Annotated in this window: 9 protein-coding genes and 1 tRNA gene; 5 read left to right on the top strand and 5 right to left on the bottom strand. The window is 70.3% G+C overall.

Annotated features, from left to right (window positions below; translation table 11 throughout):
* Positions 1-38: 38 nt before the first annotated feature.
* From ACGFH6_RS12845 to ACGFH6_RS12825, 5 genes are all read right to left on the bottom strand, one after another.
* Positions 39-10,232 (bottom strand): amino acid adenylation domain-containing protein, encoded by a 10,194-nt coding sequence (locus ACGFH6_RS12845; protein ID WP_393383164.1) that lies wholly within the window; start codon positions 10,230-10,232, stop codon positions 39-41.
* Between the two features lie 451 nt (positions 10,233-10,683).
* Positions 10,684-11,454, bottom strand: a complete 771-nt coding sequence (locus tag ACGFH6_RS12840) for a hypothetical protein (protein WP_393383162.1) — start codon at positions 11,452-11,454, stop codon at positions 10,684-10,686.
* 100 nt (positions 11,455-11,554) lie between these two features.
* Positions 11,555-11,626, bottom strand: a tRNA-Val gene (locus ACGFH6_RS12835).
* A gap of 26 nt (positions 11,627-11,652) precedes the next feature.
* A complete protein-coding gene (locus tag ACGFH6_RS12830) occupies positions 11,653-12,120 on the bottom strand; it encodes a peroxiredoxin (protein ID WP_393383160.1) in 468 nt (155 codons plus the stop codon).
* 7 nt (positions 12,121-12,127) lie between these two features.
* On the bottom strand, positions 12,128-12,571 hold the full coding sequence (locus ACGFH6_RS12825) for a DUF3052 domain-containing protein (protein WP_393383159.1): 444 nt from the start codon (positions 12,569-12,571) through the stop codon (positions 12,128-12,130).
* A gap of 296 nt (positions 12,572-12,867) precedes the next feature.
* Here ACGFH6_RS12825 and aceE point away from each other — a divergent pair, with 296 nt between their 5' ends.
* The 5 genes from aceE (at position 12,868) to ACGFH6_RS12800 (ending at position 19,371) form a co-directional block, all read left to right on the top strand.
* Positions 12,868-15,597 (top strand): pyruvate dehydrogenase (acetyl-transferring), homodimeric type, encoded by a 2,730-nt coding sequence (aceE, locus tag ACGFH6_RS12820; protein WP_393384814.1) that lies wholly within the window; start codon positions 12,868-12,870, stop codon positions 15,595-15,597.
* 78 nt (positions 15,598-15,675) lie between these two features.
* Positions 15,676-16,197 carry a GNAT family N-acetyltransferase gene (locus ACGFH6_RS12815; protein ID WP_393383157.1) on the top strand — a complete coding sequence of 174 codons (522 nt, stop codon included), beginning with the start codon at positions 15,676-15,678 and terminating at the stop codon, positions 16,195-16,197.
* 108 nt (positions 16,198-16,305) lie between these two features.
* Positions 16,306-16,626, top strand: coding sequence for a hypothetical protein (locus ACGFH6_RS12810; RefSeq protein WP_393383155.1), 321 nt, complete (start codon positions 16,306-16,308; stop codon positions 16,624-16,626).
* The gene (locus ACGFH6_RS12805; protein ID WP_393383153.1) at positions 16,623-17,720 is read left to right on the top strand and encodes a flavin-containing monooxygenase; all 1,098 of its coding nucleotides are present in this window, start codon (positions 16,623-16,625) and stop codon (positions 17,718-17,720) included. The genes ACGFH6_RS12810 and ACGFH6_RS12805 overlap by 4 nt, the downstream gene beginning before the upstream one ends.
* Before the next feature lie 34 nt (positions 17,721-17,754).
* Entirely contained in the window at positions 17,755-19,371 is a 1,617-nt protein-coding gene (locus ACGFH6_RS12800; protein ID WP_393383151.1) for a LuxR C-terminal-related transcriptional regulator, read from the top strand.
* Positions 19,372-19,406: the final 35 nt, after the last annotated feature.

The raw sequence follows: 19,406 nt of genomic DNA, 5'->3' as shown, positions 1-19,406 counted from the left end.
GCCCCCGACAACCCCCGTCCACGGTGCAGAACAGTCCCCTACGGCGTGAGCCACTCGGGTTCGGGAAGCTGGGTCCGGTCCAGACGGCCGTTGTCGTCGAGCGGGAGCTCCTCGATCGGGATCAGGTCGGCCGGGACCAGGTAGATCGGGAGTTCCTTGGCCAGGTCGAGCATCAGGCGGGCCAGGACTGCCGGGTCACTGTCCTCGAGAACGACGTACCCGAGGAGGCAGGTGTCGCCGGCCGGGTCCGCACAGGCGACCACGACGGCGTCGACCACGCCCGGCTGATCCGCCAGGACGTGTTCGGTTTCGCCGGGTTCGACGCGGTGGCCGCGGATCTTGACCTGGTCGTCGGCGCGGCCGAGGTACTCCAACGTCCCGTCCGGCCGCCAGCGACCCAGGTCCCGGCTGCGGTACAGCCGCGCCCCCGGATGACCCGGATCCGGCACGAACGCGTGCTCGGTCTCCTCCGCCCGCCCGATGTAGCCCTGGGCAACGGCCGGGCCGCCGAGGTGGATCTCGCCGACCGCACCGACCGGCACCGGCCGCAGCACCTGGTCCAGCAGGCGTACGACGACGCCCTCGACCGGACGCCCGATCGACGGCCGGTCCACAGCCGGGTCGACCTCGTGGATCGTGGTCACGATCGACGCCTCGACCGGGCCGTACTCGTTGAAGAGCCGGCACTCCGGATGCGCCTCGAGGAAGTCGCGCACCTTGTGGGTCAGCACCATCGCCTCGCCGCCCGCGACGATCTCCCGCAGCGCGGGCAACTCGGGCAGCCGCCGCATGGTCGCGAGCAACGCCGTCAACGGGCTGAACGCCATGAACAGCCGCTCGACGTCGTGGTCCCGCAGCGCCGCGATCACCGCGTCCGGGTCGTACCGGTCGTCCTCGCCGATCAGCACCAGCGCCGAGCCGGACGCGAGCGCGGTGAACATCTCCTGCACGTGAACGTCGAAACCGAACGAGGTCCACTGCAGCGTCCGCAGCGAACTCCGGGTCCGCAGGTAGTGCCGGATCAGGTTGACCGGGCCGCGATGCGGGACGACGACGCCCTTCGGGTTCCCGGTCGAGCCGGACGTGTAGATGCAGTAGGCAACATCATCCGCGGCGGCCCGCACCGGCGGCGCCTGCCGCGCCCGCGCATCGCCGTCCGACGTGGCGACCGGGATCAGCCGCAGGCCGAGCCGGTCCGCCAGCGCTGCGTCGTCACCTACCAGCGCGACCGCCGACGAGTCCGCGACCATGAATGCCCAGCGCGACTCGGGTACGCCGGGATCCAGCGGCAGGTACGCCGCGCCGGACTTCAGGACGGCGAGCACCGCGACGACCAGTTCGGTGCCTCGGGCAACACGTACGGCGACCAGTTGGCCGGGCTTCACGCCGAGGTCGACGAGCCGCCACGCCAGCGCGTTGGCCCGGCGATCGAGCTCGGCGTACGTCAGTTCGCGCTCGCCCTGGATCAGCGCGGTCGCGTCCGGGGTCCGGGCGACCTGCTGCTCGAAGAGGGTGTGCAGTCCGCTGAGCTCGCCGGCGACCACGGCGTCCCGTCGTACCCGACCGATCGGGCCGGCCGGAGCGGTGTCGCCTTCCAGCTCGCGCAGGGCCTCGAGGTCGGACTCGATCGGGAACATCAGGTCGGGCAGGCGCAGGTTCGGCTGGGCGGTGGCGCGACGCAGGACCGCTTCCAGGTACGCGACCAGGCGATCGATGGTGCGCTGCTCGAAGAGTCCGGAGCGGTAGTCCGCCGTACACGTGATGCCGGCGCCGTGGTGGGTCAGCCGCAGGCGGAGGTCGAGCGGTTCGGGCAGCTCCTCGTCGCCGTCCTCGAACTCGACCAGGACCTGGAAGAGCGGGTCACGCTCGAGTACGGCGAGGTCCGTGCCGGCGTGGTCGAACGCGCCGGCCGTCACGTCGCGCACCCGATGCGCGAGCTCGCCGAGGTCGGGTTCACCGGACAGGTCGATCCGGATCGGGAGCGCGCGCCGGGCCGCCGTCGAGGTGTCGCCCTGGGGCCGGATCAGCGCGGTCCCGATCGTGACGTCGTCCTGCGCCGCGAAGCGCCCGAGCACCGTCCCGACGGCCGCCAGCATCGTCATCAGCGGGGAGACCTTCCGGCCGCGGCTGAACACGAACACCGCGTCCCCGAGTTCCTCCTCGAACTCCTTCTTCACCGATCCAACAGCGCCAGAGCCGGCCGGCCGGACGCCGTCCGCAACCAGCACCAGCGGCTCAGCGCCCGCCAGCGCCATCTCCCAGTACCCGAGGTCCCGTCGCAACCGCTCAAGGTCCTCGCCCGTGCGAGGCTCGGCCTGCGGTTCCGCGGTTGCTTCTGCATCCTTGGGGTCCGCCGCGGGTGCATCAGCCTGCACACCGTCGACTACGGCCTCGGCGCCGTCCGCCACGTCCAGCGCGCCGTTCGGCTCGTCAGGCGTTGATGGGTCGGAGTGGGGGACGTGTTCGGAGGTGGTTGGGTCTTCTGAGGTTGCGGCTTCGAGGAGGGCGAGCTGTTCGCGCATCAGCTTGGTGACGCCGTCCACCAACTGACCGGCCACGCGGAGCTGCTGCGACATCAGCACGGCCATGCCGTTGCCTGGCAGCTCAGCCTCACTGGTGGCCGCCGCGGCCTCGTCGACCTTCGCCGCCAACTCCGCCAGCCCAGAGCCCAGATCAGCCAGAGCCGAACGCGCATCGCGAACCGGCGCAACCTCCACCGACTCCGCCTCAGCCGTCTCCTCAGACTCTTCCGCAGGAGGCTCGACCTCGGCCTCCTCGGCGGGCGGCTGGGCCTCGGCTTCCTCGGCAGAAGACTTCGCCGTGACATCCTCGACCGCATCTTCGACTGCGGTCTCCGGCGGGGCCGCCTGCTCCGCCTCCGGGGCTTCCGGCGCCTGCGTGGCGACGGCTGTGGCGAGCTTGTGCGGAGTGGTGTAGGCGCTGAACAGGTCCTCGGGGGTGAGCGTCACCTCGAAGCGCGAGTTGATCGCGGTGATGACCGGCGCCATCGAGTCCGGCCTGGCGCCGAGCTCGGCGAACGTGTGGTCGACGGTCAAGTCGTACGGATCGAGGTTCAGCGCTTCACAGGTCAGATCCAGGATCAGGTCCAGCGAGTCGCGGTACCGCTCGGCCGACACCTCGTCACCGGACAGCACCCCGGCCTGCGCCAGGTAGTCCGCGTCGATCTGATGCGTCTCGGCGGGCAACGCGAACGGCGACTGCTCCTCCACCGGCTCGTTGCTCTCAGCAACCTCCGGCTCGACCGGCGGATCCAGCGGGATCCGCTTCACCGCAGCACTCGACGGCTCGAAGACAACTGCCTGCGCGCGAGCCGCCCGCTCGAACGGACTCGGCTGCACTCGCGCCGCCCGACCGGCACCGTCACCAGCGAGCCCGGTCGCGGAAGTGTCGACCGGGTGATGCACGCGCCGGAACGGGTACGTCGGCAACGGCACGCGACCGCCGTCGGAGTACACCTTCGACCACGCGATCTCGGTGCCCTGCTCGTACAGCTCGGCCAGCCCGTTCATCGTCGCGAGGACGGGATCCTGCCCCAACCGCTGCGCGGGGATCCACGTGCTGTTCGGCGCGATCCGGCGTCCGGCCGGACTCAGTACGGCGTCGGGCCCGAGCTCCAGGAAGCGCCGGCAACCGGCGGCCGTGACCGCCTCGACCGCGTCACCGAACAGCACCGGCTGCCGCAACTGCCCGACCAGGTAGTCGCCGTCCAGCACCGTCCCGGACTCGAGCAGATCGCCGGACCAGCTCGACACCATCGGCGTCCGCAGCGGCTTCAGCGTGATCTCCCGGACGATCGCCGCGAAGTCCTTCAGGATCGGGTCGACCAACGAACTGTGGAACGCCCGATCCACGTCCAGCCGCTGGTACGCGACCTCCAGCCGGTCCAGCTGCTCCGCGAGCTGCCCGACGATCACCTCGGACCCGGTCAGCACGAACGACTGCGGACCGTTGCCTGCGGCAATCTCCACGCCCGGCGTCTGCGTCAGCTCGCGAACCCGGTCCGCGTCCGCACGCACGGCGACCATCGCGCCGGGCACGGTGCCGCGCTGCATGAGCTCGCCGCGCTTGGCAGTCAGCCGTACGCCGTCCGCCAGCGACAGGGCACCGGCCACGCACAGGGCGGCGTACTCCCCCACGCTGTGACCGACCACCAACGCGGGCTGCACACCGAACGACTGCCAGAGCCGCGCAAGGGCAAGCTCGAACGCGAACAAGGCGGGCTGCGCGGTCTCTGTCGGCCAGACGCCCTCAGAGGCGCCGGCAGGTGTCAGCAACAGCTCCAGCAGGCTGCCACCGGTCTCCTCGGCGTACACGCGGTCGCACTCGTCCAGTACCGAGCGGAAGACCGGGAAGCGAGCGGCAAGCGCAGCAGCCATCCCACGCCGCGCAGCGCCCTGGCCGGTGAACGCGTAGCCAAGTGGACCCGGTCCGCCGCGTGGGACCTCGGTTGCCTGGGCTGAGCCGAGTGCGTCGACCAGCTCAGCCTCCGACGCGCCCGCCACCGCGATGCGGTACCGGTGTGGCGGTCGGCCGAGGGCCGCCGTACCAGCTAGGTCGATCAGGCGGTGTCCGGTGCCGTGGCCGAGGTCGGTGCAGAACAGTTCGACCAGATCCGCCAGAGCGTCCGGGTCGGGCGCGGAGAGCGGCAGCACGACCGGTCCGTCGTCGCCGCGACGGATCTGCCGCGGCGCTTCCTCCAGGATGACTTGCGCGTTGGTACCGCCGGCGTCGAGAGCGCTGACGCCGGCGCGCAACGTCGTACCGGCCTCCCAGTCGCGTGCGTCGGTGCCGATGACGAACGGGCTGCCGTCGAGGCCAAGGTCCGCGTTCGGCTCGGTGTAGTTGATCGTCGGGACCAGCATCCGGTGCTGCAGCATCAGGATGGTCTTGATCAGGCCGGCCATGCCCGAGGCACTGTCGAGGTGGCCGATGTTCGGCTTCACCGAGCCGATGGTGCAGAAGCCGACCTTGTCTGTGTGCCTGCGCAGCGCCGTCGTCAGCGACTTCACCTCGGCTGAGTCCGCGGCGGCGCTGCCGATCGCGTTCGCCTCGATATAGCTGAGCGAGTCCGCCGCGAACCCGGACCGCTCCAGCGCACGTTCGATCAGCTCGACCTGGTTGCCCGAAGGCGCGTCCTCGTTGCTGACCGCGGTGCCGCGGATCACGGCGTACACGGTGTCCCCGTCGGCGACGGCCTGGTCGAGCCGCTTCAGCAGTACGGCGGCGACGCCGTTCCCACCGACCGTGCCGTCGGCGGCCGCATCGAACGCACGGACCTGACCGCGCGGCGACAGGATCGACTCCGGTGCCGGGTGGTAGCCCGTTGCCTGAGGCACCTGTACGGCGGCTGCACCGGCGAGTGCGAGGTCCGCGTCGCCGGAGCGCAACGCCTGGCAGGCCAGGTGCACCGCGACGAGGGACGAGGACCAGGCGGACTGTACGCCGATGGCCGGACCGGTGAGTCCGAGGCGGTAGGCGACGCGGGTCGCGAGGGAATCGCGGGACTGGTGCTGCTGGGTGTACAGGTTCATGCCGGAGCCCGCGAACACGCCGACGCGGCCGGTGGTCCCGGCGTACCCGCCGTGCTCGAGCGCCTGGTAGCAGACCTCGAGGAACAACCGCTGGGCCGGATCCATCAACTCGGCCTCACGGTCGCTGAGGCCGAAGAACTTCGCGTCGAACGACTCCACGTGGTCGAGCACACCGCTGACGGCGACCAGCTCGTCGTCCACATGCCCGCCGGCCTGGCTCACCTCCTCGTTCGTGAACCGCCGGAGGCTCTCCACCCCACCCACAAGGTTGTCCCAGAACTGCTCCAGCGTCTCCGCCCCCGGAAACCGCCCCGCCAACCCAACCACAGCCACCGGCTCCACAACCCGCCGCAAACCCCCGTCCTGCACCCCCCGCCGCGCCCCCTCAACCACCACCACCGCCGGCTCAGGCTCCTGCCCGGCCTCGGACCGCGGCCCAGCTTCTCCGTGAGCCTGCACAGTCGCGCCCTCGGGTCCGTGCTCAGCGGACGCAACCACCTCAGCCCCAGCGTCCGACTCCTGCCCGACCTCAGACTGCGGCGCGGGTTCTCCGTCAGCCTGCGCAACCGCGTCTTCGGGCCCCTGCTCAGCGGACGCAGCCAGCTCAGGCGCAGCGTCCGACTCCTGCCCGACCTCCGCGACCTGATCGGTAGCTCCGTCCACAACCGGCTGTTCCACAGAGACAGCCTCGACAGCTGCCACCGCGACGGCTTCCGCCGGCGCAACCACCGCGGACTGCTCCCCGGCAGCCTCCTGCTCCTGTGCAGCCTCCGCAGATACTTCCTCGACCGGCTCAGCTTCGGCGGCTAGCTCCCCCGTGGACTCAGCCTGCGCGATCTCCTCGGAGGTCGCATCGGCGGCCGGCTGCTCAACGGTCTCGCTCGACTCGGCCTCAGGCTCCTGCTCGTCACCGCCGGACTCGGCCTCGGCGGCCGGCTCCAGCTCGGCCCCAGGCTCCTGCTCGCCGGCGGCGGCCTCAGACTCGGCTTCGGCGACTGACTCGGCCTCAGGCTCCAGCTCGTCGGCGACGGCCTCGGACCCGGCTTCGGCGCCCGGCTCCAGCTCCGCCCCAGCCACCTGCTCGTCTGCGACGGCCTCAGACTCGGCTTCGGCGACTGGCTCCAGCTCGGCCTCAGGCTCCTGCTCGTCGGGAGTGGCCTCCTCGGCTGGCTCGGTTTCGGCGGCTGGCTCAGGCCGGGCCTCGGGCTGCTGCTCGTCGGCGGCGACTTCGGCGGCGGGCTGGGGTTGTTCGGGGTCGGTTGCCTTGGCGACTGGTTCACGGGTGGGGTCTTCGGCTGGTACGTCGAGGGCCGGGGCCTGCGTGATCGTGTACTGCGCGATGAACCGCGCCGCCGGGAGCTCAGACCGAGCCTGTACTTCGGCCGCAGGCTCCTTAGGTGCTTCCGTGGAAGGCTCGGCCGGCTCTGTGCCGTCCGCGGACTCCAGCGGTACTACGAGGGCCGCCGACTCGTCCGCTGCCTCAACAGCCTCGGTCGGCCCAACCTCCCCGGACGACTCCGGCTCCGGCTGTGCTTCGGCCGCAGGCTCGTCAGCTGCTTCGTCGGCGGGCCCGGTCGGCTCGGTCTCCGCGGAGGGCTCCGGCTGCGGCTGCGCTTCGGCCGAAAGCTCCTCACCCGTTCTCTCGACGGGCTCGGTCGGCTCGGTGTCGGCGGCCAGATCCGGGCGCGCTTCGGCTGCAGGCTCCTCAGCCGTTCCCTCGACCGGCTCGGCCGGGTCGGCCTCCGCGGAGGACTCCGGCTGCGGCTGTGCTTCGGCCGCGGGCTCGTCGGCTGCTTCTTCGGCGGGCTCGGTCGACTCGGACTGTGCGGTCAGCTCCGGGGCCGCTTCCGCGGCAGGCTCCTCGGCCGCTTCCGCGGCAGACTCCTCGGCCGCGTCCGCTGTGGGCTCGGCTGCCTCGGACTCTGCGGTGGGGTCCGGGTGCGGATTTGCTTCCGCCGCAGGCTCGTCAGGTGCTTGCTCGACGGGGTGCGTCGGCTCGACGGCGGCGACGGAGTCCGGCTGCGGTTCGGCCGGGTGCTGGGACGCTTCCTCGGCGGGGTCGAGCTCGGCGGTGGGCTCCGGCTGGGAATGTGCTTCCGCCGCAGGCTTGTCGGGTGTTTCCTCGACGGGGTGCGTCGGCTCGACGGCGGCGACGGAGTCCGGCTGCTTGGACGCTTCCTCGGCGGGGTCGAGGTCGGCGGTGGGGTTCGGGTGCGGATGTGCTTCCGCCGCAGGCTCGTCGGGTGTTTCCTCGACGGGGTGCGTCGGCTCGACGGCGGCGACGGACTCCGGCTGCTTGGACGCTTCCTCGGCGAGGTCGAGCTCGGCGGTGGGGTTCGGGTGTGGATGTGCTTCCGCCGCAGGCTCGTCGGGTGTTTCCTCGACGGGGTGCGTCGGCTCGACGGCGGCGACGGACTCCGGCTGGGCCTCGGTCGGGCTCTCGGCGGGCTCGCGCTCGGTGGTGGCCGGCTGGGGCTGTGGTTCCGCCGCGTGCGCCTCGGCCGGGTCAGCGGCGGGCTTGGACTCCGCGGTGGGCTTCGGCTGGGGGTGTGCTTCAGCTGCGGGCGGCTCGGCTGGGGTCTCGGTGCGGTTGGGCGACTTGGCGTCTGCCAGCGGAGTGGGTTCGTCGGGGGCGGGGATTCGTTGGAGTTCTGTGGTTTGTTCGGTGTCGGGGATCGGGGCGGGCTCGGCGGTGGTCGGTGGGGTGGGGGTGCCGAGGGTTGGGCGTTGGGGTGGGGTGGGGATGGATTGCTGGAGGGTGCGTTTCCAGGCGAGGCGGACTACCGGGAGTTCGGTGGTGCGTTCGGCTGGGTCCTCTTCGGCTGAGATGAGGGTGTCGGCGGCGTTGGCGTGCGGGCCTTCGCCTGCGGGGCCGGAGTACGAGTTGGCGCCGGCTGGTTCGACGTACGGGTGGGGCGGGGTTTCCAGGGTGCCGTCGATCCAGCGTTGCTTGAGCAGTGGGCGCAGGATCTTGCCGCCGGGCGTGGTCGGGAAGTCCCGCCGCGGTACGCCGACCACCTCGGCCTCGAGTCCCAGCCGGGCCAGGACGAGACTCCGGATTGCCTGATCCATCCCCGGGATCGACTCCGGCGTGAGCGCGTAGAACACGACCAGCCGGTCGGTCCCACTCTGCCCGTCCGCGATCCCACACGCCGCGACGAGCCCCTGCTCGGCACCGACCACCGTCGCAGCGACCGACTCGATGTCGTGCGCGTAGTAGAGCTTCCCGGACATGATGATGCGTTCGCTGTCCCGGCCGGTGATGACCACCTGCCCGCCGGTGATGAACGCCTGGTCCCCGGTCGCCAGCCACTTCCGCGCCGGCCAGTTGCCGATCGGGAACGCCGCCCGGTCCGCCTCCAGGTTGCCCAGGTACCCCGGCGTCACCCGCGCGGACGCGACCTGCAGCTGACCGATCCGGCCCTCCGGCAGCACCGCACCGTTGGGTGCCACGATCCGCACCGTCGTCCCCGGAGCCGGCGCACCCACCGACACCAGGCTCAGCACGCCCGGTGCCTCGGCTCGCGTCTTACCCGGCCGGGCGACCGCAACCTTCCCGGTCGCGGGCCGCTGGTCGACCCACTCGATCACGCCGGTCGGTGGGATCCGGACGCGATGCACGTTCGGTGTCAGCCCAGGCCGCGCGAACGTGATCCCGGTGACCGTCTCGGTCATCCCCCACGCTGCCACGAAGGTCTCCGGTACGACGCCGAACCGGTTCGTCAGCCGCAGGAACTCCGACATCACCGGCACGGTGATCTGCTCGCCACCGCTGACCAGACTGCGCAGTGCGGACAGGTCCCAGTGCCGGTCCGGCTCGCCCGCGATCGCCTGCGTGGCCAGGCGATACCCGAAGTTCGGCGACCAGGAGTGGTTGACCCGGTGCTGATCCATCAGGTCCAGCCAGCGCAGCGGATCGGCCAGCACCCAGTCGGTGTTCACGTGCACGTTGGTGCAGCCGGTGAACACGGGAAGCAGGTGGTACAGGAGGAACGCACCGCTCTGGGTCAGCGGCAGCCAGTTCAGCGTCGTCTGTCCGGGCCGCACCGGCAGCATCGCCGGCGTACCGGCGGCGAACTCGACCAGCCCGCGGTGCGTCAACTGCACGATCTTCGGCGCACCGGTGCTGGTGCCGGACGACATCATCAGTACGGCGACGTCGTCCGCGGCCGGCCGGTGGAACTCCGACGTCGGCTCATGGCCGGCCAGCGCATCCGGGTCGAGCACCGGCAGGCCGAGGTCGTTCGGGAGGTCGGACGGGCGGCCGATCAGCACGGTCCAGCCGAGCAGGTCGGTCAGCTTGCGGAGCCTCTCGCGGCCCTCCTCGGACCGGTCGCCCTCAGGACTCGGGGCCATCAGCAACGGACGGATGCCGCCCAGTGTGCAGGCCCAGAACGCCGCGAAGAAGCCGACCGGTTCGGTGCAGTGCACGACCGCCGGGTCGCCGGCGCGTACGCCGTTCGCGCGCAGGCCGGCCAGGATGCGGGCGGCGAGTTCGAGCAGGGTCGGGAAGTCGAGCTTGGTCTCGCGACCGTCGGGGCCGATCTCGACCACGCCCGCGCCGCCGAAGTCGCGGGCCGCGCGGAGCAGCGCGCTGGGCAGGTCTCTGGGGTATCCGGCCGGGATCATCAGGGCCGGTCCGGTGCTGATCGCCGGCCGGTCCACACCGCTTCTCACCACGCGCGTGCCACCACCTGCACGGGGTGGGTCGGGAGGGGATCGGCGAGTGCGCGGGCAGGCCGGGAAACACCGGTGGTGCCAGCCAGTTGGCGACCCACGGACACGTGCCTCCCCAACTGGACGGAGCCGGGCTCAGGGCAGACCCGTCTCGCTCTCACCGACAGAAAGCCCCGTTTTCCGCCTGCCGGAACGAAGCCGTGACCGGGCACACCCGGTGCGTCATCGCGCCGACCGACAGCCGTGAACCCTACCAGTCGAGACCGGCCCTGGAGGAGTCCGTTCCGGCGATCGAAGAGTTAAGAAATCCCGCCGACCGCCGCCACCCAGGACAACGACCCTCGCTGCCTGCGGATACGCCGTTTCGGCAGAGTGTCCGATCACCGGAAACAGGTCGTCCCCGGCCCGCGGAGCGGACCGGGGACGCCCGGTGGAACGTTCGCTGAGCGAAAGCTCAGCCGATGCGAACCGCAACCACGTCAGCGGTCACGGTGATCTGACCACCACCGGCGGCGCTGCCGTCGTCGTTGTAGCCGAACCCGAAGACCTCGACCTTGGTGGCCTCGGACACCTTCACGACCTTCACGGTGGAACCGGTCAGCTCACGGTCCTTGGCCGGCGAGATCTCCGCACCCAGGATCGTGCCGTAGTCGTCACCGAACGCCGTCTCCGAAGCGCCCACGCGCAGCGCCAGTTGCGGCCTGGTGCCGGCGACGCCGGCCTCCGTGCGCGCGAAGAACGCCGACGCGTTCAGCAGCCACTTCCCCGGCTGCAGCGTGATCTCGCCGACCTTCGTCTTCTGCGTCTTGAACGAGCCGCCGATGTTCGCGATGACCTTCGGGCCGAGGGTGTCCGAGACACCTTCCTTGCCGAGAACGTCGGTCGCCGGGTCGCCCTTCTCGCCCTTGGCGCCGGTGTCCCCCTTCGGACCGGTCTCGCCCTTCGGGCCTTGGGTGCCGCCGGCCTTGGCGATCTTCTGCCGGATGTCCCATCCGAGCTTGGACTCGGCAATGGTGTTGTCGTGGATGTCGCCACCCCAGACGCCGCCGTTGACGATCTGCGCCGAGCCCACGCTGTTGGCCGGCACCGTCGACGCGGCGGTCGCCGACGGGATCACGGCGACCCCGATCAGCGCCGCCGTGAGCACCGCGGGTGCGGCGTAGCGACGGACCGTGCGGTTCTGCGCAAGCTTCCGGACACGGCTGACGTGCGAGTGCTGAGACATGTATTCCCCTCCAGTTGTCCCCGAGCCCCCCTCGGGATCCAGCCGCACGTTACTGGTCTGGAGCGGAATACGAAAGATAACGGAGCGTAAAGAATTGGGGTGGGCGAAGAGGGGATCGAACCCCCGACATCTTCCTTGTAAGGGAAGCGCTCTACCGCTGAGCTATCCGCCCGATGTGGATCAAACGACCGGCGCAGTCTACCCGAGGTCGTGGCCCAGAGTTGCCAACGCCCGGGCGTAGTCGTCGAGGTCGCGGGCCTGCGGGATCGGGTTCACGACCGACCACCGGACGATCCCTGCCCGGTCCACCACGAACGTGCCCCGCAGGGCACAACCACGCTCGGCATCGAAGACGCCGTACGACGAGGCGATCGCGCCGTGCGGCCAGAAGTCGGTGAGCAGACCGAACTCGAGTTTCTGGGCGTCGGCGTACGCCCGCAAGGTGAACATCGGGTCGCACGAGATCGCCAGGAACTCCGCCGCCGACAGCAGGTCCGGCCGGTCACGCAGCGCAGCCAACTCGCTGGTGCAGACCCCACTGAAGGCGTACGGATAGAAGACCAGGACGACGTCGCTCCGGCCGGCGTAGTCGCTCAGCCGGACCTGTTCGCCGTGCTGGTTGCGGGCTGTGAAGTCCGGTGCCCGGCTGCCGACGGCAGGGGTCACCCTCGCGTCATCCCCGGCGGCCGGATTTCGGCACCACGAGCTTGGTGGCCGACCAGTCGTCGGTCACGCTCAGGGTGCTGGTGGTGGACAGCCCGGCGACCGGAGCCGCCTCGGCGATGTCACTGGTCTCGACGTACCCGTCGCGGCCGACCTTCGGCGTCAGCAGCCACACGACTCCGCCGGCCTTCAGGTCGGTGAGGATGTCGAAGAACGCGTCGACCAGGTCGCCGTCCTCCTCGCGGAACCAGAGCAGTACGACGTCCACGACCTCGTCGGTGTCCTCGTCGACGAACTCCTCGCCGGTGATCGCTTTGATCGCGTCGCGGAACTCGTCGTCGCAGTCCTCGTCGTACCCGATCTCCTGCACGACCCAGCCGGCCTCGAGGCCGAGCCGGGACGCCATGTTCGGCACACCGCTGTTGCCGTCCGCGTGGTCCGCGGTCGCGCTCACGTGTCCTCCTCCGTGGTCCCCGCTTGCCCGGGGGTAGGCGTCAGTAGCGATAGTCCATCGTGACGTACCGCGTCGCGCAAGTATGCACGAGGGTTCCGTGACGTGTCCGGTATCCGCGTGGTGGGTACAGTCCGTGTCCGCTCAGATCACGCGTGCACGACCGGAATCGGGCGCCTGTGGAAGGCGAAGTAGAACGCATTCCGAACAGGTGACAGGATTGCGGTGAAGACAACCAGAGAGAACGGCAGGACACCGTGGCTTCCGGACACGAACCACCAGCCATCATCACCGAGGGGATGCCCACCCAGCTCCCCGACATCGACCCCGACGAGACACGCGAGTGGGTCGAATCGCTCGACGCCGTCCTGGACGAACGGGGCAAGGCGCGAGCACGCTACCTCATGCTCAAGCTGATCGAGCGGGCCCGGGAGCGACAGGTGGGGGTGCCCGCACTGCGGAGCACCGACTACATCAACTCGATCCCGCCCGAGCGGGAGCCGTGGTTCCCCGGCGACGAGCACATCGAACGCCGGATCCGGGCCTTCATCCGCTGGAACGCCGCGGTGATGGTGAGCAAGGCCAACCGCAAGGGCCTCGAGGTCGGCGGCCACATCGCCACCTACCAGTCCGCGGCCAGCCTGTACGAGGTCGGTTTCAACCACTTCTTCCGCGGCAAGGACCACCCCGGCGGCGGTGACCAGATCTTCATCCAGGGCCACGCCTCCCCCGGGATGTACGCGCGCGCCTTCCTCGAGGGCCGGTTGAGCGCCGACCAGCTGGACGGCTTCCGCCAGGAGGTCTCCCGCGGTCCGCACAACGGCCTGTCGTCGTACCCGCACCCCCGGTTGATGCCGGACTTCTGGGAGTTCCCCACCGTCTCGATGGGGCTGGCCGCGCTGAACTCGATCTACCAGGCCCGCTTCAACCGGTACCTGCACCACCGCGGCATCAAGGACACCAGTCAGCAGCACGTCTGGACCTTCCTCGGTGACGGCGAGATGGGTGAGCCGGAGTCGCTCGGCGCGATCGGCCTGGCCGCCCGCGAGGAGCTGGACAACCTCACCTTCGTGATCAACTGCAACCTGCAGCAGCTGGACGGACCGGTCCGCGGCAACGGCAAGGTCATCCAGGAGCTGGAGGCGTTCTTCCGCGGAGCCGGCTGGAACGTGATCAAGGTGATCTGGGGCCGCGAGTGGGACGCGCTGCTGGCGCAGGACCACGACGGCGCGCTGGTGAACAAGATGAACACCACGCCGGACGGCCAGTTCCAGACCTACTCGGTCGAGTCCGGTGAGTACATCCGGAACAACTTCTTCGGCGGCGACCAGCGGCTGCAGCAGATGGTCAGCACGCTGTCCGACGACGACCTGCGCAAGCTCCCCCGCGGTGGCCACGACTACCGCAAGGTGTACGCCGCGTTCAAGAGCGCCACCGAGCACGTCGGGCAGCCGACGGTGATCCTGGCCCAGACCATCAAGGGCTGGACGATCGAGGCGCTGGAGGGCCGCAACGCGACCCACCAGATGAAGAAGCTGACCTCGGACGACCTGAAGGCGTTCCGCGACCGGCTGTACCTGCCGATCGAGGACAAGGACCTCGAGGACGCGTACAACCCGCCGTACTTCCACCCCGGCACCGACTCGCCGGAGTACCAGTACATGATGGAGCGGCGCAAGCAGCTCGGCGGTTCGCTGCCGCAGCGGCGGGTGGCGCCGAAGACCTCGCTGAAGCTGCCGGCCGACGACGTGTACAAGCCGCTCAGCAAGGGCAACAACGCCCCCATCGCCACCACGATGGCGCTGGTCCGGCTGTTCCGGGACCTGATGAAGGACCCGGAGATCGGGCACCGGATCGTCCCGATCGCCCCGGACGAGTACCGCACGTTCGGCATGGACTCGATGTTCCCGACGGCCAAGATCTACTCGCCGCACGGGCAGAACTACGAGGCCGTCGACCGCAACCTGCTGCTGTCGTGGAAGGAGTCCGAGCAGGGTCAGCTGCTGCACGAGGGCATCAGCGAGGCCGGCGCGATGGGCTCGGTGATCGCGGCCGGTACGGCGTATGCGACGCACGGCGAACCGATGATCCCGTTCTACATCTTCTACTCGATGTTCGGGTTCCAGCGGACCGGCGACTTCCAGTGGGCCTTCGGCGACCAGCTCGGCCGGGGCTTCCTGATCGGCGCCACGGCCGGGCGTACGACGCTGACCGGTGAGGGGCTGCAGCACGCGGACGGTCACTCGCCGCTGCTCGCGTCGACCAACCCGGCGGCGGTGCACTACGACCCGGGCTTCGCCTACGAGGTCGCGCACATCGTCAAGGACGGGCTGCGCCGGATGTACGGCTACGGCCTGGACAAGGACAAGCCGTTCGGTGAGGACGTCTTCTACTACCTCACCGTGTACAACGAGCCGGTCCCGCAGCCGGCCGAGCCGGAGAACCTCGACGTCGCGGCACTGCTGAAGGGCATGTACCGCTTCCACGAGTACGAGACCGCCGAGGGCGACGACGTACCGCGGGTGCAACTGCTCGCGTCCGGCGTCGCGCTGCCGTGGGTTCGCAAGGCCCAGGACATCCTGGCCGAGCAGTACTCCGTGGCTGCCGACATCTGGTCGGTGACGTCGTGGAACGAACTGCGCCGGGACGCCGTCGCCGCCGAGGAGCACAACCTGCTCCACCCGGAGGAGCCGGAGCGGGTGCCGTTCATCACCGAGCAGTTGAAGGACACCAAGGGCCCGGTGGTCGCGGTCAGCGACTACATGCGCGCGGTGCAGGACCAGATCTCCCGCTGGGTCCCGAACGACTACACCTCGCTCGGCACCGACGGCTGGGGTCTGGCCGACACCCGGGCGGCGGCCAGGCGCCACTTCCAGGTGGACGCCGAGTCGATCGTCGTGGCCGCACTGGAGATCCTGGCCAAGCGGGGCGACGTGAAGCCGGAGGTCGCCGCCGAGGCGGCCCGCAAGTACCGGATCGACGACCCGACCGCGGTCGCCGGCGTGAAGCAGGAGGGCGCCGGCGCCTGACGCCGGGCTCAGTCCACCAGAGCCGCCTCTCCCGAAATTCCCGGGAGAGGCGGCTCTCGTTGTCCTACCCTCGGAGCCATGCCTGAACTGATCGAGCCGACCGTCGACCTCCGCGACTCCTGGCTGGAGTCGTCGCGCGAATGGGGTACGGAGCACCAGGACGGCACCGGCGTAGGGGAGGCCGACGATCTCACCACGGTCGAGGGGTTCGTCGCCTGGACCGAGCGGCTGCGGGAGCAGAGCGACGACTCCCGCCCGATCGCGCCGGACCGGGTGCACGCGACGTACTGGTGGATCGTTGAGGACGGCAACTACCTTGGTGCGATCACACTCCGGCACGCGCTGAACGCCAAGCTGCTCGAGGGCGGTGGGCACATCGGATACGGCATCCGGCCGTCGGCCCGGCGTCGCGGTCTGGCCTCGTGGGCGCTGGGTCAGGTGCTCGACGTGGCCCGCGAGCGCGGGATGGACCGGGTGCTGATCACCTGCGACGAGGACAACACCGCATCGGCGAAGACGATCGAGCGCAACGGCGGCGAGTTGGAGGACATCCGCGAGACCTGGCTGGGCACCGCCCGCCGCTACTGGATCAAGCTCTGATCCGGGGGTCACTGTCCGGCGTACGACAAACGTCGTACGCCGGACCGCGCGCGAGTTGCGTATTCCGTCCGACGCGGTGGATGAGGCTCGATCCCTACCGTCGGTGACATGACTGGCGCAAGCATTGCTCTTCTCGCGGGGACGGTGTCCACGATCCTCTTCGCGTCGAGCGTGCTGCCGATGGTGGTCAAGGCGCTCCGGACCCGCGACCTGGAGTCGTACAGTCCGGCGAACCTCGTCCTGGCCAACGTCGGCAACGCCGTCCACAGCATCTACGTGGTGCATCTGCCGGCGGGTCCGATCTGGGCCCTGCACGGCTTCTACGTCGTGACGTCCGCGCTGATGCTGCTGTGGTGGCTGCGCTTCCGCCCGCTTCGGCGCGGCGTCGTCCCGACAGCGTCGTTGGAGAACGAGCGGAGACTCGCATGAACAGCACGATCGAAACAGTTGTCATCGGCGCCGGGCAGGCCGGCCTCGCGACCGGGTACCACCTGCAGAAACTCGGCCGGTCCTTCGTCATCCTGGACGGCAACGCCCGGGTCGGCGACCAGTGGCGGGCCCAGTGGGACACCCTCCGGCTCTACACACCGACCAAGTACGACGGTCTGCCCGGGCTCCCGTTCCCGGGCAAGCCCTGGTCGTATCCAGGCAAGGACGAGGTCGCCGACTACCTCGAGTCGTACGCCGCTCACTTCTCGCTGCCGGTCCGGAGCAGCACCCGGGTGGACCGGCTCGAACGCCACGACGGCCGCTGGACCGTGGTGATCGGCGACGAGCGGATCGTGGCCGACAACGTCGTCGTGGCGACCGGCACGTTCGGACGGACGCCCAGCCTGCCGGACTTCGCCGTCGACCTGGACCCGGCGATCCGGCAACTGCACTCCAGCGAGTACCGCCGGCCGGGACAACTGAAGCCAGGACCGGTCCTGGTGGTCGGCGGATCACACTCGGGCACCGACATCGCGTACGAGGTGGCGCAGACCCACCGGACCGTTCTGGTCGGGCGCGACCCCGGTCAGCTCCCGGTCAAGCCGGGCAAGCCGGGTGAGCGGCTGTTCTGGCCGGTCTTCCTGTTCGTCGGGCGGCACCTGGTCACCCGCCGGCTGCCGAACTCCGACGCGATCATGCAGCACGGACGCTTCCACGGAGGCCCGATGATCCGGGTCAAGCGGGCCGACCTGCTCGCGCGAGGGGTCGAGCGGGTCCACGACAAGGTCACCGGTGTCGAGGCCGGGCTGCCGGTGCTGGGCGACGGCCGGGCACTGGGCGTGACGAACGTGATCTGGTGCACCGGCTTCCGGCAGGTGTTCGACTGGATCGACGGAGCCGTGATCGGTGCCGACGGCTGGCCCCGGGAACTGCGCGGGGTCGCCGCGGACGCACCCGGCCTGTTCTTCTGCGGTCTGTGCTTCCAGTACGCGTTCGCGTCCATGACCCTGCCGGGTGTCGGGCGGGACGCGGCGTACCTGGCCAAACGGATCGCGGCGCGGGCCGGCTCGGACCGGAGTCTTGCCCCAGCGTGATCGGAGGGTTCATCCTCGCGGGGAGGGGACTGCGATGGGCATAGTCGAGGATCTGGAGCGCGCCCGGGCGGCGTTCGACCGGCGGGACTGGGCGACGGCGTACGACCAACTGTCGTCCGCCGCCGACCTGGGCCCCGGCGATCTGCTCACGCTGGCCACCGCCGCGTACCTGGTCGGGGACGACGATGCCTGTGTCCGCTCGCTGCAGCGCGCGTACCGGCGGGAAGTTGACGACGGCAACGTCCTGGGCGCGGTCCGGCTCGCCTTCTGGCTGGCGCTGGTGCTGAACATCCGCGGCGAGGTCGCGATCGGACGCGGCTGGGCCGCGCGGGGGGAGCGGCTGCTCGCGGACCAGGGTGACGTGGTCGAGCGCGGCTACCTCCTCGTCCACGACTTCTACCGCCGCCTCGATCAGGGCGACTTCGGGGGCGCGATGCGCGTCGGAGCCGAGATCACCGAGGTGGCCCGCCGGTTCGGCGAACCCGATCTGCTCGCCCAGGGCCTCGTCTGCCAGGGCCGGATGCTGATGTACTCCGGTCGCGTGCCGGAGGGCCTCGCCATGCTCGACGAAGCAATGGTGGGGGTCGCGGCCGGTGAGCTGTCGCCGATCCTCGCGGGCAACGTGTACTGCGCGATGATCGAAGGCTGTCAGGAGGTGCAGGACTACTCCCGCGCGGCCGCGTGGACAGCCGCACTCACCCGGTGGTGCGACACCCAGCCGGATCTGGTGCCGTTCACCGGCCAATGCGCCGTCCATCGGGGGCAGATCCTGCGGTTGCACAGCGCCTACGGCGAGGCGGTGCAGGAGTTCGACGACGCGTGCCGGCGCTATGCGTCGTCGGGCGCCCAGGCCGCGGCCGGACTCGCGCTGAGCGAGCGTGGAGACGTCTACCGGATTCTCGGCGACCTGGCCGCCGCGGAGAGCTCCTACGACGAGGCGGCCGGATTCGGTTACGACCCTCAGCCGGGCCGGTCGCTGCTGCTGCTCGCCCGTGGCCGCACCTCCGCGGCTGTCGCGGCGGTACGGCGGTTGCTCGCGGAGACCATGGGGCCGGTGTACCGATCGCGCCTGCTCGCACCAGCGGTCGAGGTGCTGGTGGCCGGTGGAGCCGTCGACGAAGCCGACTCGGCCGCGGATGAACTGGCCGGGATCGCCGCCGGTTTCGGGTGCGGCGGGTTGCGCGCGGCGGCGGCGTACTCCCTGGCTCTGGTCGCACTGGAGCGCGGGGACCCGGATCGGGCGCTGCCGCAGGCCCGGGAGGCGTTGCGGTTGTGGAGCACGCTTCAGGCGCCGTACGAGATCGCACGGACGAAGGTGCTGATCGGGCGGTCGTTCCGGCTCCTCGAGGACGAGGAGTCGGCACTGACGGAGCTCACGTCCGCGCACCGCAGCCTCGGTGAGCTCGGCGCGGTCCCGACCCGGCAGGAGGTCGAGAGGCTGCTGCACCGCGACGGCGCGGGCGGTCTGACTGCCCGCGAGCTCGAGGTACTGCGCTTGGTCACGGCCGGGCGTAGCAACGCGGAGATCGCGCAGCAACTGGTGCTCAGCGACAAGACTGTCGCACGGCATCTGACCAACATCTTCACCAAGCTCGACGTACCGTCCCGGACCGCCGCGGCGGCGTACGCCCGCGACCACGATCTGCTCTGAAAGGTTCTCCGGAGGGAGCCGGTTCACTCCCGCGG

It is taken from the genome of Kribbella sp. NPDC049227, assembly GCF_043197265.1.
In the GTDB taxonomy this organism is placed as follows: Bacteria; Actinomycetota; Actinomycetes; order Propionibacteriales; family Kribbellaceae; genus Kribbella.
The sequence above is the reverse complement of the archived record's forward strand: the minus strand, read 5'-3'. Positions and strand labels throughout refer to the sequence as shown.